This window comes from Staphylococcus edaphicus (genome assembly GCF_002614725.1).
GTDB lineage: Bacteria > Bacillota > Bacilli > Staphylococcales > Staphylococcaceae > Staphylococcus > Staphylococcus edaphicus.
Genome location: NZ_MRZN01000006.1, coordinates 117341 through 132702, shown reverse-complemented (window position 1 = coordinate 132702; position 15362 = coordinate 117341). Strand labels below are relative to the sequence as shown.

13 protein-coding genes and 1 pseudogene are annotated in these 15362 nt (G+C 33.8%); 11 read left to right on the top strand and 3 right to left on the bottom strand.

Annotation, left to right across the window (positions count from 1 at the left end; genetic code table 11):
* Window positions 1-2 precede the first annotated feature (2 nt).
* Entirely contained in the window at window positions 3-806 is an 804-nt protein-coding gene (locus BTJ66_RS05800) for a DUF3100 domain-containing protein (protein WP_099090028.1), read from the bottom strand.
* A gap of 218 nt (window positions 807-1024) precedes the next feature.
* Between BTJ66_RS05800 and BTJ66_RS05795 the strand changes: the two genes are divergently transcribed.
* Both BTJ66_RS05795 and BTJ66_RS05790 read left to right on the top strand, forming a co-directional pair.
* Window positions 1025-2161 carry a YbfB/YjiJ family MFS transporter gene (locus BTJ66_RS05795; protein ID WP_193433015.1) on the top strand — a complete coding sequence of 379 codons (1137 nt, stop codon included), beginning with the start codon at window positions 1025-1027 and terminating at the stop codon, window positions 2159-2161.
* A 195-nt stretch (window positions 2162-2356) separates the two neighbouring features.
* The gene (locus tag BTJ66_RS05790; protein WP_099090026.1) at window positions 2357-3334 is read left to right on the top strand and encodes a tRNA dihydrouridine synthase; all 978 of its coding nucleotides are present in this window, start codon (window positions 2357-2359) and stop codon (window positions 3332-3334) included.
* 83 nt (window positions 3335-3417) lie between these two features.
* Here BTJ66_RS05790 and BTJ66_RS05785 read toward each other — a convergent pair whose 3' ends face one another.
* Window positions 3418-4626, bottom strand: a complete 1209-nt coding sequence (locus BTJ66_RS05785; RefSeq protein WP_153043323.1) for an MFS transporter — start codon at window positions 4624-4626, stop codon at window positions 3418-3420.
* 94 nt (window positions 4627-4720) lie between these two features.
* Here BTJ66_RS05785 and BTJ66_RS05780 point away from each other — a divergent pair, with 94 nt between their 5' ends.
* The 7 genes and pseudogenes from BTJ66_RS05780 (at window position 4721) to BTJ66_RS05750 (ending at window position 12388) form a co-directional block, all read left to right on the top strand.
* Window positions 4721-5602 (top strand): LysR family transcriptional regulator, encoded by an 882-nt coding sequence (locus BTJ66_RS05780; RefSeq protein WP_099090024.1) that lies wholly within the window; start codon window positions 4721-4723, stop codon window positions 5600-5602.
* 134 nt (window positions 5603-5736) lie between these two features.
* Window positions 5737-6798 carry a M23 family metallopeptidase gene (locus BTJ66_RS05775; protein ID WP_099090023.1) on the top strand — a complete coding sequence of 354 codons (1062 nt, stop codon included), beginning with the start codon at window positions 5737-5739 and terminating at the stop codon, window positions 6796-6798.
* A 398-nt stretch (window positions 6799-7196) separates the two neighbouring features.
* Window positions 7197-7943: a glycerophosphodiester phosphodiesterase family protein gene (locus BTJ66_RS05770; protein ID WP_099090022.1), complete on the top strand. Its 747-nt coding sequence runs from the start codon at window positions 7197-7199 to the stop codon at window positions 7941-7943.
* A 253-nt stretch (window positions 7944-8196) separates the two neighbouring features.
* On the top strand, window positions 8197-8658 hold the full coding sequence (locus tag BTJ66_RS05765; RefSeq protein ID WP_099090021.1) for a MarR family winged helix-turn-helix transcriptional regulator: 462 nt from the start codon (window positions 8197-8199) through the stop codon (window positions 8656-8658).
* 161 nt (window positions 8659-8819) lie between these two features.
* Window positions 8820-10462: pseudogene (locus tag BTJ66_RS05760) on the top strand (alpha-keto acid decarboxylase family protein).
* Window positions 10463-10689: 227 nt separating this feature from the next.
* Window positions 10690-11238 carry a PadR family transcriptional regulator gene (locus tag BTJ66_RS05755; RefSeq protein WP_099090020.1) on the top strand — a complete coding sequence of 183 codons (549 nt, stop codon included), beginning with the start codon at window positions 10690-10692 and terminating at the stop codon, window positions 11236-11238.
* A 16-nt stretch (window positions 11239-11254) separates the two neighbouring features.
* Window positions 11255-12388 (top strand): FAD-dependent oxidoreductase, encoded by a 1134-nt coding sequence (locus BTJ66_RS05750; RefSeq protein ID WP_099090019.1) that lies wholly within the window; start codon window positions 11255-11257, stop codon window positions 12386-12388.
* A gap of 92 nt (window positions 12389-12480) precedes the next feature.
* Here the strand turns inward: BTJ66_RS05750 and BTJ66_RS05745 are convergent, their stop codons facing one another.
* On the bottom strand, window positions 12481-13716 hold the full coding sequence (locus BTJ66_RS05745; protein WP_099090018.1) for an NADH-dependent flavin oxidoreductase: 1236 nt from the start codon (window positions 13714-13716) through the stop codon (window positions 12481-12483).
* A gap of 281 nt (window positions 13717-13997) precedes the next feature.
* On the opposite strand from BTJ66_RS05745, the gene BTJ66_RS05740 reads away from it, so the two are divergent.
* Together BTJ66_RS05740 and BTJ66_RS05735 are read left to right on the top strand one after the other, a co-directional pair.
* Complete coding sequence (locus BTJ66_RS05740; protein ID WP_099090017.1) at window positions 13998-15002, top strand: LLM class flavin-dependent oxidoreductase; 1005 nt, start codon at window positions 13998-14000, stop codon at window positions 15000-15002.
* Window positions 15003-15027: 25 nt separating this feature from the next.
* Window positions 15028-15360 (top strand): glycine cleavage system H family protein, encoded by a 333-nt coding sequence (locus tag BTJ66_RS05735; protein WP_099090016.1) that lies wholly within the window; start codon window positions 15028-15030, stop codon window positions 15358-15360.
* Window positions 15361-15362: the final 2 nt, after the last annotated feature.

Sequence of the window (15362 nt, the reverse complement as noted above, 5' to 3'; positions counted from 1 at the left end):
AATCACTCCTCATCCTTAGTAAATTTACGTTTAGTTTTCATAATTAAGCTATAATATTTTCTAGTTAATGGAAGTGCAATCAACATGCCGATATATAAACCTGTAACTGAGGTAAGTAAATTACTTACACCCGAAAATGCTGTGATTGTACTTGTTTGTTCTGGATACATTGCTACAAGAGGGCCAAGAGCTGCTGCAGTCATCACACCACTCCCGACACCAGTAGCCATAGCATAAGCAATGGGGCTTAATGGTAAAATAGAAATGATTATACCAGAAAATATACTGAAAAAAATAGCACCAAAAATAGTGCCAAATATATACATAGACATGACACCTCGCCATTCTGGAGAAGCAATGCCAAATTTTTCAGTAATTAATGCTAAGTTTGGCTCTCTGCCTATAGAGTGCGTCATACCAATAGATTCACGTCGTAGTCCAAGCAGGATAGCTAAGGGTAAAGAAATTATAATTGTACCTAAATTACCTATTTCTTGTAGTATTAAAGCTGGACCAGCAGCAAGGATTTTAGGCAATGCTGGGCCAGCTTCTACGCCAAATTTTGCTATCAGTAGTGCTACTGAAAGGAATACCATAGGTTCAGAATGCTTAGCTTGTTTGTGCTTAATCATTGGCGTAAAATAAACTGCTAAGCCTAATAGTACTGCATAAACCACAGGTAATAAGAGTATAGATGTTATGCCTAAAGGTATTTTATGTGCGCCGATTACTTCAGAAATAATTACTATTACTAATACAATGCTATGTAATCTCCAATCTTTCCATAAGTTGTTCTGTTGTTCCAAATGAATCACTCCTAAAATAATCTGAATATAAAGAAAATTCTAAATATTAATAGCATCTATTCTATACTTACTATTTAAAAATTAAAAGGGGGAAGAAGTGATTCATATATTTTGGAATTTAATATATGTAAAGTTAAAGCTTAGGCGTATAATGGAACCATTATAGTTAGAAAGTGGTGGTGAAAGTGCAATACGCATACCGACAACTCATATTAGGGATGGTTTGTTTATTTATAGTGATGGCAATTGGACGTTTTGCATATACACCTATAATGCCATTTATGCAACAAACAGGTCATATGGATAATCAAAGTGCTGGTTTATTGGCAACAATCAACTATTTAGGTTATTTAATAGGTGCTATCATACCTATGTGGTTAGTTATAATTAATAAAGTTACAGATTTGAAAATTTATTTATTTATAAATATCATTTCAACCTTAATGATGGGGCTATTGGATGATTTTACAGTTTGGACAATATTACGCCTCATTTCTGGTATAACAAGCGGTACCGTTTTTGTCTTAGCATCAAATGTAGTACTTGATGCGCTAAGAGTAGCTAAGAAAGATGGTATTTCAGGTTTATTATACAGTAGTGTAGGTTTAGGAATTTTTACAAGTAGTATATTTATTTTTATCTTTACTAGTGCTGGTACGTGGAAGATGACTTGGATCGTACTTAGTCTTTTTTCATTAATTATGGGTAGTTTTGTATTATTTGGAATGCGTGAAAATCCAATCACTGAAAATGAAGTTTCTTATTCATCAAATAACACAAATAATGTAGCGGTCAAATTGAAGAAAAAATTTATTTGGGGATTTTCAATAGCATATTTTTGTGAAGGTGCAGGATATATTATAACGGGTACTTTCTTAGTAGCCATCGTTAAATCTATACCCGAATTAGCCGATTATGCAGCTTTAAGTTGGATGTTTGTAGGCCTGGGGGCAATCCCTTCAACGATTTTGTGGTCGATGATGGCTAACAAGCTAGGGCATGCGAAAGCAATATATTTTGCGTTTATCTTACAAATTATTGCTGTGGTATTGCCAGTATTTTCAGAAAGCATGATGAGTTTGGTGATTAGTTCGCTCTTTTTTGGAGCAACATTCCTTGGCTTAACGACATTATTCATGTCTAAAGCACAAACGCTGATGTTTGAAAGTGCTAGTAAAATTAATTTAGTCGCTTCATTAACTGTCATATATAGTTTAGGACAAATGATTGCACCCGCTTTTTCAGGTGTATTGATTGGCGAGTCAGGTAATTATAATGCAGCATTAATATTTGCAGCAGTTATACTGTGTATTGGGTTATTGAGCAGTTTTTATAGCTATAGAGTAACAGATTAACGTTTGTGCAAAGTGTTTTTGTATAGCATGTCATACCCAAAGCAAGAATGATTTATATCTATAAAAGGATTCTGAAGATATATCTGTGGAGTCTTTTTACTGTTTACAATCTTTTTGTGTAAATTGATCATTTGTGGTAATATCGTCATGGATAAAAAATTGAGATAATAATAGATAAGAAGGTTTAAATATAATATGAAAGAAAATTTTTGGCGTGAATTACCACGTCCATTTTTTGTTTTAGCGCCGATGGAAGATGTTACGGATGTCGTTTTCCGACATGTTGTCAGTGAAGCAGGCAAACCAGATGTGTTCTTTACTGAATTTACGAATACAGAAAGCTTTTGTCATCCTGAAGGTGTCCATAGTGTACGTGGACGTTTAACTTTTACTGAAGATGAACAGCCTATTGTTGCCCATATTTGGGGCGACAAACCGGACCATTTCCGTGAAATGAGTATCGGCTTAGCCGAGATGGGATTTAAAGGCATTGATTTAAATATGGGATGTCCAGTACCAAACGTTGCTACTAAAGGGAAGGGCTCTGGTTTAATTCAACGTCCTGAAATTGCTGCAGAAATTATTCAGGCAGCTAAAGCTGGTGGAATACCCGTAAGTGTGAAAACGCGACTCGGTTACTCTGAAATTGATGAGTGGAGAGATTGGCTGACACATGTTTTCGAACAGGATATTGCAAATCTGTCTATTCACCTTCGAACACGCAAAGAAATGAGCAAAGTGGATGCGCATTGGGAATTAATTGGAGAAATTAAAAAGCTCCGTGACGACATTGCGCCAGAAACCTTGTTAACGATAAATGGTGATATCCCAGATAGAAAAACAGGGCTCGAACTTGCAGAAAAATATGGCATTGATGGCGTCATGATTGGTCGTGGTATTTTCCACAATCCCTATGCTTTTGAAAAAGACCCAAGAGACCATACGAATGAAGAACTTCTAGGTTTATTGAGATTACATCTTGATTTGTTTGATCAATATACTGAAAATGAACCGCGTCAGTTTAAGCCGTTACGCAGATTCTTTAAAATATATGTTCGTGGCATTAGAGGAGCAAGTGAATTAAGACATCAATTAATGAGTACGAATACGACAGACGATGCTCGAAAATTGCTTGATGAATTTGAAGCACAAATTGAGCGTATAGAACAATAGCACAAAATTTTAAAAGCTAGTTTAGAAGTAATAAAACTTCTGAGCTAGCTTTTTAGTATAGTAAAAAACGAATACTTATATTTTTATCGTCGTTTAATTGTAAGTGATATAATGAACGCAATAATCATGAATGCTGTAATCATCAATACTACCCCAGGCCATTGAATAACGCTGTAGAAAATACCTGCTAACGTGCCTCCTACAGATGAGCCCATGTAATAAAATAGTAAATATAAACTAGATGCCTGTGCTTTATGATCTTCGGCACGACTTGTCACAACAGCGCTTGCGATTGCATGACCACTAAAAAACGCATAGACACTAAATGCGAGGCCTAATATTTTGAACGCTAACAGGGGTAAAAGTGTGACCCAAATACCGAAAATGAGCAGTAATATACTAAATTTCAAAGCATTTAAAGTCCCAAGTTGTGCTCTTAATTTTGCATTAAGTATGGATGAAATCATACCGATTAAAAATAATAAATAAACAAAGCTAATCACACTATCATGCAAATGATAGGGTTCATCAGCTAATACAAAACCGATATAGTTAAAGGCTGCGATGTTACACCCTAAAAGTAAAAAACCTATCATAAATGGTTTTAATAATCTAATATTCTTCAAATGTTTACTGTAACTCACTAATAATGCTTTTACAGAAAAGCGTTGTTTTTCGAAATGGTTAGATGCAGGTAATAAAAATGTAAAAAGAATTGCGGCAATAACACTAATGATACCGATTGAAATTAGACCTGTTTGATAACCATAAATACTAGAAATAAAGCCGGTAAATATTCTTCCAAATGCACCACCAAAAGCATTCCCGCTGATGTAAATACCCATTGCCTCAGGTAAATTATGTGGCGAAATTTCTTCGCCAATATAAGCCATGGCGATGGATGGTAAACCAGCCAAGCATATGCCTTGTATCAATCGTACAATTAAAAAAGTATTAAAATCTAAAATGAAAGGTTGTACTAATGCTAAAAGTGACACAGATATCACAGAAAATATCATAATCGGTTTGCGACCCAAAACTTCTGATATCGCGCCGAAGAATAGCATTGCAATCGCCAATGTAATAGTAGCTGCAGACAGTGCCAAACTAGCAGCCGTTTCACTTACATCAAACGATTTTGTGAAATGCGGAATGAGTGGTTGAACGCTATAAAGAATAGAAAATATAGTGAATCCTGAAATGAACAGGGCAACAATGATTTTTATATAAGCCTGTGATCCTTTTTTGACATAGTTGTTTTTTAAATCGTCCAATGTTAAAACCCCGCTTATGATCTGATGTGTTTATGTTAGCATGTAATTAATAATATAAAAAATGCATTATTTTCATTTAATGAATGCATAACATGCATAAGGGGTTGTTAAGATGGAATGGCATCACTTTGAATACTTTAAACAATTAGCGCAAACTGAAAATATGTCAGAGTGTGCAAAAATGTTAAATGTAAGTCAATCAACGTTAAGTAGGGCGATAAAAAACTTAGAAGCGGAACTAGGCATCCCACTTTTTAATAGAGTCGGAAGAACCATTAAACTTAACAAATATGGTGTGGAATTTTTAAAAACAACAAATAATATTGTAAATGAAATGGATATTTATAAGAGCAATATCATTGATTCCACTAATATATATAACGGTAAATTAATTATTGGATTTTTACATTCTGTTGGTGTGACATATATATCAGAGTTTTTGAAATCATTTAATTTGAAATATCCTAATATTCAATTAAAACTTGTTCAAAATGATGCAAAGCATTTAATAGAAATGTTAGATGATGGAGAAGTAGATATTATTATTACGACTATTTCTGAAAAGAGCAAGAACACGCACTTTGAACCACTCATTGTAGAAAAGTTGTATGTAACATTACATGAAAACCATCAATTGGGACAACGAAGTGAAATAGCTATTGAAGAATTGATGAATGAAAAATTCATATTATTAAAACCTAATTTATTATTACGACAACAAGTAGATGAAATATTAAAAGTATATCAATTTACACCGGAAATTAGTTTTGAAGGTGACGAAGTAATTACAATAGCGACATTTATCAGTTCAGGACTAGGCGTATCTATATTGCCACATTTGAGGGATATTCGCTTACCTAATTTGAAACAAATTCCAATAAAAAATCATGATGCGAAAAGAACGATAGGATTGTGTTATAAAAATAAAAGTAACAAGGTTCCAATAATAAATAGGACTAAAGAAAGTTTAATAGCGTATTTTAAAAATATTTAGAATTAAAAATATTCTAAAAAATTACAAGGATATCAAAACATTTACTTGTAAATTAAGAAACAATTTCTGCTATTTTCTTCTCACAATTTCTCTGATATATTTACTTCAGAAAATATTGGGAGGATTTATTAATTATGAAAAAAATTGTAACAGCAACGATTGCTACATTGTCATTGGGAGCAATTGGCATCGCACAGAGTGAGGCACAAGCTTCTGAAACTGATCAATCAAACACACAATATACTGGTGACCAGTCTTCTAATAATATGTTTAATTATGGTTTTATTGATCAAGACGAAAATGGAAATTATCATCACACATTAGATGGAAATTGGAATCCATCTATGTTTGAACAACAACAATACTATTTCTATTTAATTGATGAAGAAGGTAACTATCATTACTATTATTTCCCAATGGATAACAGTAGTCAAAACACGACAGTGAATAGTGATAATAATTATACTGAAAATCAAAGTCATCAAGATATTCAAGAGCAAGGCTATGATGTAAATAAAGCGCCTGTTCTGGAAGGTAAAAATAGCTCAAATGATGTTTCTGCTCAAACATCATCAAATCAAGTTAAAGGGTCTAATACTCAAGCTACAGAGAATGCTTCAAATTATGCTAGCTATACGCGTAATGACGGCAACGGTGTCAATAATATAAAACAAAATGAAACATCAAACGAGATAACATCAGACGCTTCAAACGGAACAAACACAACGACTATTTCAACTTCAGCATCACAACAAAATGATGCAGACAACACAACAGCTGTAAACAATTCAAATAATACAAATTCATCTAATTGGCTAACTAAAAACCGCCAATTACAACCATATGGTCAATACCATGGTGGTGGTGCACATTACGGCGTAGATTACGCTATGGATGAAAATACACCTGTATATTCATTAACAGACGGAACGGTAATCCAGAGTGGCTGGAGTAATTACGGTGGCGGTAACCAAGTTACGATCCAAGAGAAAAACAGTGACAATTATCAATGGTATATGCATATGAATTCTTTAAATGTTAAAAAAGGACAACAAGTGAAAGAGGGACAACAAATAGGTGCATCTGGTAGCACAGGTAACTCCACAGCACCACATTTACACTTCCAACGTATGAATGGTGGCGTAGGTAACCAGTATTCTGTTGATCCAACGTCATATGTAAATTCAAAAGCATAAATATTTCTTCGAGCATCCTTGTAATGTAAATAAACAGACGAGGATGCTTTTTAAATTACTGAAAAGGAAGTTACTGTGATCATAAAGAAAAAATCGAGTGCTTAAATAGTGTCTCTTATCATATTTGAGGCTAGAAATATTGTCACAAATGAGGTGGAGAATACGAGTGAGTGACTTACAATTTCTGGAAATCAATAGAGTTGCACTATAACAAAATATAGGCAGCGTTTACGTAATTAAACGCTATGGATAACCTTGACTTAGACGGTGATACGTATTAAATAAAAATTGACTTTGGTTGTAACACGATAATTCTTATGAATTTTACATAGATTATTTGAAATATAAATTTGTACATATAATAATGAGTATAAATTCGAATTAAAGAGGATGATTCAATGTTTACGATATATGGGCATAGAGGTTTACCGAGCAAAGCACCTGAAAATACACTTGCTTCATTTAAAAAAGCAGCAAGTGTGCCTAATTTAAAATGGATTGAATTAGATGTTGCGATTACTAAAGATGGACAACTTGTTATCATACACGATGATTTTCTTGATCGAACAACGGATATGACAGGTGAAGTAACTCAATTAGACTATAAGGACATTAAAAATGCTTCGACTGGCAGTTGGTTTGACAAAGCATTTGAAGCTGAAAGATTGCTGACTTTTGAAGATGTCATCAATATGGCTAATAAAACGCAAATAAATCTCAATATTGAATTAAAGGGCGTCAGTGGTTCGAATGGTACGGCCTTATCTAAAAGCATGGTTATACAAGTTGCTGAACAATTAAAAGAACTGGATTCGAATATAGAAGTATTGGTTTCTAGTTTTAATGTTTACTTAGTGAAATTAGCAGAAAAGTGGATGCCAGATTATCAAAGAGCACTTATTTTTAAAGCAGCAGCATTTCAAGGAGATTGGAGAACTTTATTAGACTTTTGTGGATCCAATATTGTTAATATCGAGGATGCTAAACTTACTCAAGCTCGAGTGAAAATGATAAAAAATGCAGGTTATACCTTAAATGTATGGACAGTTAATAAACCGTTACGTGCCAACCAATTAGCTAATTGGGGTGTAGATGGCATTTTTACGGATCATGCTGACGATATGATTCATTTAGAGAGACCTTAACTATTGAAAAATGAATGGGTACTCAATAAGAAGTCACATTTAAGGGCGTAAGCATTTTAGAAAAATGAGTAAATAAGAAAGCAATCATTTGTTATCAATTAAACATCTCAACAGTTAATATATAAAAATTAGACAATCCTTGGCATTAGAACTGTTATAATAAAGAAAATAGTGAGCAATATGCGTATGGAGAATGCTCATGGATTACAGCTAATAAAATTGTATTAAAATAAGAAACAGAGGATTGTGTGTAATGGAAAGTAATAGTAATAACAATGATTATGAGAATTTGTTGTTTTATTTTGCCTATAAAACATTTATTAACACTGCTGATGAAATTATCGAAAAATATGGGCTGAATAGACAACATCATCGTTTTTTATTTTTTATTGAGAAAGTACCTGGTATTACAATTAAAGATTTATTGAAAAGTTTAGAAATATCTAAACAAGGTAGTCATGCCACATTAAAAAAATTAAAAGATGAAGCCTATATCATTGAAAAGCAAACAGCTACAGATAAGCGTGTCAAAGTATTATATCCTACTGATAAAGGTACGAAATTAGTTAGAGAGTTAAATAAAAAACAAAATGATATGTTTCAAGATATACAGAAAAAAGTAGGTAATGATTGGTATGCAATTATGGAAGAATTGGCTTCATACCGTACTGGTTTTCAAGAAGTGAAATATTTAAAGAATGATTTTAAAAAATAAATAATGAGTGTCTTACTAACGATATAGCGTAATGAGCTATATCGTTTTCTTTTTTTAAAACAATAAGTCGCTATCAATATATAAGTCAACCTTATTGACCTTTTGTGATGAATGAGTTAAATTTGTAGTGTAATTGAGATGGTTAGAAAGGGGAAATGAAAATGAAAAAAAGAGTTGGACAATATTTAATGGACTGTATCAGTGATGTTGGTGTAGATAAAGTGTTTGGTGTTCCAGGAGACTTTAATTTAACATTTTTAGATGACATTATTAGCCGAGACGACATGAAATGGATTGGTAATACGAATGAGTTGAATGCGAGTTATGCAGCAGATGGTTATGCTCGTATGAAAGGTATAGCCGCAATGGTTACGACATTTGGTGTTGGAGAACTAAGTGCCGTTAATGGTATAGCTGGATCATACGCTGAGCGTGTGCCAGTGATTCAAATAACTGGTGCACCTACAAGAGCAGTTGAAAACGCTGGGAAATATGTACATCATTCTCTAGGAGAAGGGAAGTTTGATGACTATAGAAACATGTATGCATCTATTACTACAGCGCAAGCGTACATTACACCAGAAAATGCACAAAGTGAAATTCCAAGAGTAATCAATGCAGCACTTTATGAAAAAAGACCTGTGCATATTCATTTACCCATTGATGTGGCAAATAGTGAAATTGATGTAGCAACACCATTTGAAATTGAACAACGACCACAGACAGATGTGACGAAGTATATGACAATGGTTAAAGATAAATTACAAAGTGCAGATAAACCAGTTATCATTACCGGGCATGAAATCAATAGTTTTAATTTACATGAAAAGCTTGAACAGTTTGTAAAACGATCTCAAATTCCGGTTGTACAACTTTCATTAGGTAAAGGTGCATTTAATGAAACATCTCCTTACTATATGGGGATTTATGATGCATCATTAGCTGAAGAAGATATTAGAAATTACGTAGATCAAAGTGATGCTATCTTAAATATAGGTGCAAAATTAACTGACTCCGCTACAGCTGGCTATTCATATCAATTTGATATTGACGATGTAGTTATGATTAATCATCATCATTTAAAATGAATGAAACGAAAGATACTGAAGTATCACTGGTAGATTTATTAGACGGATTGAATACAATTAACTATGTAAATAATGAGGAATTTCCACAATTTAAACAACCGAAAGCACATGATTATGATTTGACTGATGAGCCGTTAACGCAAGAAACGTATTTCAAAATGATGCAAGATTTTATTAGAGAAGAAGATGTTATATTAGCTGAACAAGGCACATCATTCTTTGGTGCGTATGATTTAGCATTGAAATATAACAATAAATTTATTGGACAACCACTTTGGGGTTCTATCGGCTATACATTACCAGCTATTTTAGGCACACAAATGACAGATACAAGTCGTAGAAACTTGTTGTTGATTGGAGATGGATCATTACAGCTTACTGTTCAGGAAATATCAACAATGATTAGAGAGAAGATTAAACCTATTATTTTTGTGATTAATAATGATGGTTACACAGTAGAACGCAAAATCCATGGTGAAAATGCTATGTATAACGACATTAAGATGTGGGATTATAAATTATTGCCTGCCGTATTTGGTGGAAAAGATGAAGTCATGGTGCACGATGTAAACACAAGTCAAGAGTTCCAAAAAGTATTACTCCAAATAGAAGCACAACCAGACACTATGCACTTCATTGAAGTTAAGATGGGTGTTCATGATGCGCCACATAAATTAAATGCAATTGGCCAAGCTTTCGCAAAACAAAATGGTTAATATTGTTGCAATGATGCAAGATTACAGTAATTAAAATACATTAGATAATTAGCAGTATAATTAATAAAGATAAGAGCGACACAAATCCAAAGGTATAATTGGGGATTGTGTCGTTCTTTATTTTACGTTAGATACAAATAAATTTTAAAGTATAACGATATATCGTTGACATATTTCGATATATCGCTTATTATTTCGATATATCGAAATGAAGAAAGGTGATTTATATGTTTAGAAGACATTTTCATAATACAAAGAGAAATCGTGAAGGATTTGAATTCGGTTTTGGTAGAGGTCAAGAAAGATTTGGAGGTCCACAAGGTAGAGAAAGATTTTTTAAAAAAGGTAACTTACAATTTGTCATACTCAAGATGCTTAAAGACGAATCAAAGCATGGTTATCAAATCATTAAGGATTTAGAGGCACAATTTAAAGGTTTTTATTCACCCAGCCCTGGATCAGTGTATCCGATATTACAAATGTTGGAAGATAGAGATTTTGTTTCTATTTCTCAGGACGGCAAGAAAAAGATATACACAATCACAGAAGAAGGTAATGCATTTTTAAATGAAAATATGAACGATGAAATGCTACAGCGATTAGAACATTTTGAAAATATGGATTTTGAAGCAATGAATGACGCACGTACGCAGTTACAAGATTTATTCAGAGAAATTATGGAAAAAAATAAAGAAGCATTGAATGACGCTGAGAAGAAACAAAAGTTTGATGCATTTATTGAAAAAACTAAAAATGAATTAAAGCAATTATATTAATAAAAGAAGGTATCGTATGACTGTAAAAAATATTGAAAACATAGCAATTATTGGAGGCGGTCCAGGTGGATTAATGCTAGGGTTGCTATTACAACAACAGGGTTATAATTTTACTATTTTTGAAAAAGAATCACCGGAGATAAATAAAAATCGTGGGGGTTCATTGGATATTCACGCTGATACAGGACAACTACCGCTAAAAGAAGCGGGAATATATGAAGCATTTAAATCACTAGTACGTTATGAAGGTGAAGATACTCGTGTTATTGGTAAAGATGGTACAGTTCATTATGAAGAAGACGCAGAAGGTATCGGTGAGCGTCCTGAAATAGATAGAGGAGAACTCTGTGACATCATTAAGGAACAAATTGAACCTGACCATTTTAAGTATGGTTATACGTTTCAATCATTAATACAACATGGACCACAAGATGTTGAAATTAACTTTAGCAATGGTGAAACAGAGCGCTTTGATTTAATCATTGGTTCTGACGGTGCCTTTTCTAAAGTACGTGATTATCTTACAGACACCGAACCTAGCTACACTGGTATTTCGATGATAGAAATAAATATTCCTGATGTTAAACACGAACATCCAGAATTATTAAAATATAATAAAAATGGAAAAATGATGGCACTGGGTGGTAATCAAGCTTTACTGGCACAATTAAATGGTGATGGTAGTATAAAAGTTTATGTGTCTTATCGTATGGACTATCAAACATTCAATGACTACAAAGCAATGTCAATTTCAGAACTACAAAAGCAATTATTAGCTGATTTTAGTGAATGGGATCAAAAATTGCGTTATTATATCGAAGCAATGAATAATGAAGTATTATGCAGAAGAATTTATAAGCTACCTATTGGATTTAAATGGCAACACCATTCTGCAATGACTTTGATGGGTGATGCTGCACATTTGATGAGCCCATTTGCAGGCGAAGGTGTGAATATGGCATTGTATGATGCTTACTTATTTGCAGAATCACTAAAGTCTCATGAAGATATTGACCGTGCAATTAAATCATACGAATCAAAAATATATCAAGTGTCGAAAGTAACCGCTCAAGAATCGCAAGATAATTTAGAATTGATGTTTTCTGAAGATGCGGCTGAACAATTAGCATCGTTTTTTAAAACAACGTAAAAACAATATAAGATTTTTAAATCAGATAAATAGAGAATGAATCAAAAAACGACGAGGCATAGAGGCTTCGTCGTTTTTAGGGTTGCAATCAATTAAGTTTCTGAATCCTTATCTCTGTCAACGGGTTGATAGTTTACTTGATCGTAGTTATTTTCAAGTTTACGTAATTCATCACGCGTCTCTTTTTTCAATCCTTCTCCATAATCCATCATTTTCACAATATCTTTAAAAGCGGCGTAAGGGATTGCTAATGCTTCAATGTCATCTAATGAGATGTGTAAATCAATCATATCAGCACGGTCATTAGCTAATTTCGTCACAAAGTCTGGTTCTGTAACAAATGGTGAAGACATGCCTACCATATCTGCATGTTTCAATGCGTCTTTTGCACTCTCTAGAGAATTGATACCGCCGCTTGCTATAACGGGAATCTTACCATTTAAATAGTTATGAACAACTTCATTAACATATTGTCCAGTATGTGGACCAACTGAACGCACTTTATTCTGATAAATTTGACGCCCCCAACTAGCTATAGCAAGATATTGAATATTTGCTACAGACAACAACCAATCTAAATGTTCATTAAATTCTTCAATCGTATAACCGATATCAGAACCACGTGTTTCTTCTGGTGTTGCACGGTAACCTAAAATAAAGTCTTCTGGAGCTTCGTCGTTAATCACTTGTTGCACGGCCTTTAATATTTCAATCCCAATACGTGCACGATTTTTTAAATTTTGAGAGCCATATTGATCAGTGCGTTGATTTGAAAAAGTTGAGAAAAAAGTTTGAATCAATAAGCGTTGTGCAGCTGAAATTTCCACACCATCGAACCCAGCCTTAATCGCCCGAGAGGTTGCTTCAGCGTATTGGTTAACAACTGAAGTAATTTTTTCTTGTGACATTTCGATCACGTCATGCTTTATTGGTGAATTTAGTGACATGGGGCTTGGACCATAGACGTGGCCATAATTTAAAATAGCTTGATTAGAAAATCTACCAGCATGTGTGAGTTGTATAATGGCTTTGTTACCGTCTTGTTTCATCGCAGAAGCTAATTGTTTAAGTCCTGGAATGCAGTCATCATCCGCAATGCTAAATCCATATTCAAATAATTGACCATAGGGTTCAATATAGGCAGCACCGGTAACTTGAAGGGGCGCTGAATGCGAACGACGTTTGGCATATTGCAAATCTTGTTCAGTAATATGACCATCTCTAGTAGAAGAATTTGTAGTCATAGGTGATAATACGAATCTGTTGTTTAGTACAATACCATTTGGAAGCGTTAATGCTCTGAAAAGTGGCTGACTATCTTTGTTCATAACGATAACCTCGATCTTTGTTGTAATATGTAATTTCAAATTAACACTAATATGTCAAAAGGGTCAATAAAATAAAAATGAATGAATTTTTTAAGCAAAATCTAACAAATATATTTTGTATCCGTTATTCTAGAGAATGAGGGCAATAAATTGTGGGATATTAAAAAATGAGCTACATGTCAATTGTATTTATTATGTGTCAGTGAGCGTAACTAAGTTATTTTTAAACTTTTGTATACTTGCTTTATGTATATCAATGGCGTTATGGAGGTGATTATTTAATGGTTCAATTTAGCATATTAGATTATGCTGTAATAGATGAAGGTAAAACGGCACAAGAAGCTTTACATGATACGATATATTTAGCGCAACTAGCCGACAAACTAGGCTATAAACGCTTTTGGATAACAGAGCATCATAACGTACCTGCATTTGCATGTGCGAGTCCGGAATTACTAATGATGCAACTATTAGGCAAAACAGAGCATATTCGATTAGGTTCAGGAGGTGTCATGTTACCTCATTATAGTCCGTATAAAGTGGCGGAGAACTTTAGAATGTTAGAGTCTCTATACCCTGGGCGTGTTGATTTGGGTATCGGTAATAATGCAGGCACGCCAAGTGTGAAACAGGCATTAAATGAAACAAAATCACATTTTTTAGACTATGCGCAGTCTATTACAGATGTAAAACATTATCTGACAGAAGATGTCCATGCACAACGCTTAAATCAAGTGTTAGCACAGCCTAGTGTAACATCCGTACCGGAAATGTGGTTGTTAAGTACAAGCGTATCTTCTGCACAAATGGCAGCACGACAAGGTATGGGCTATACGTCAGGCACGTTTTTACTACCTAATCAAACTGCTATTCAAAGGTCAGCAGCATGTGTACAAACATACAGAGAGGCATTTGAACCTTCATTGCTCAATATGCAACCTAAAGTAATGATTACAGTCTTTACAGTAGTTGCTGATAGTGAAGTGCAGGCAGAGTCGCTTGCGCATGCACTAAGCGTTTGGCTATTAGGTAAGGCACAGTTTGCTGAGTTTGAACGTTTGCCATCTGTGGAAACAGCTAGAAATTATCAGTTATCAGAAAAAGACAAAAAAATGATAACACAAAGTCGTTCGCGTATGGTGATAGGTACGAAAGAAAATGCTAAAATACAGCTCGATAAGATGATTAAATCATTTGAAGCAGATGAAGTGATGATAGTACCATTAATACCAGGCATTGAAAATAGAAGTCGAGCAATAGAACTAATTGCACAAATGAATATATAATTTTAAATAAGAAAGGAAGTTAATTATGAAAAAATTAGCGAATTATTTATGGGTAGAAAAGATTGGAGCGCAATATGTATATAGCATGACGCCAGAATTACAAGACGACATTGGTACAGTAGGATATGTAGAATTTATGGGTGGAGATGACGTCAAAGTAGATGATGAAATTGTGAGCATTGAAGCTTCTAAAACTGTATTAGATGTACAATCACCATTAGCTGGTAAAATCGTTGAGCGTAATACTAAGGCAGAAGATGAACCAACAATTTTAAATTCAGAAAAACCAGAAGAAAATTGGCTAGTTAAATTAGAAAATGTTGATGAAGCAGCATTTAATGCACTTCCAGAGGCATAATA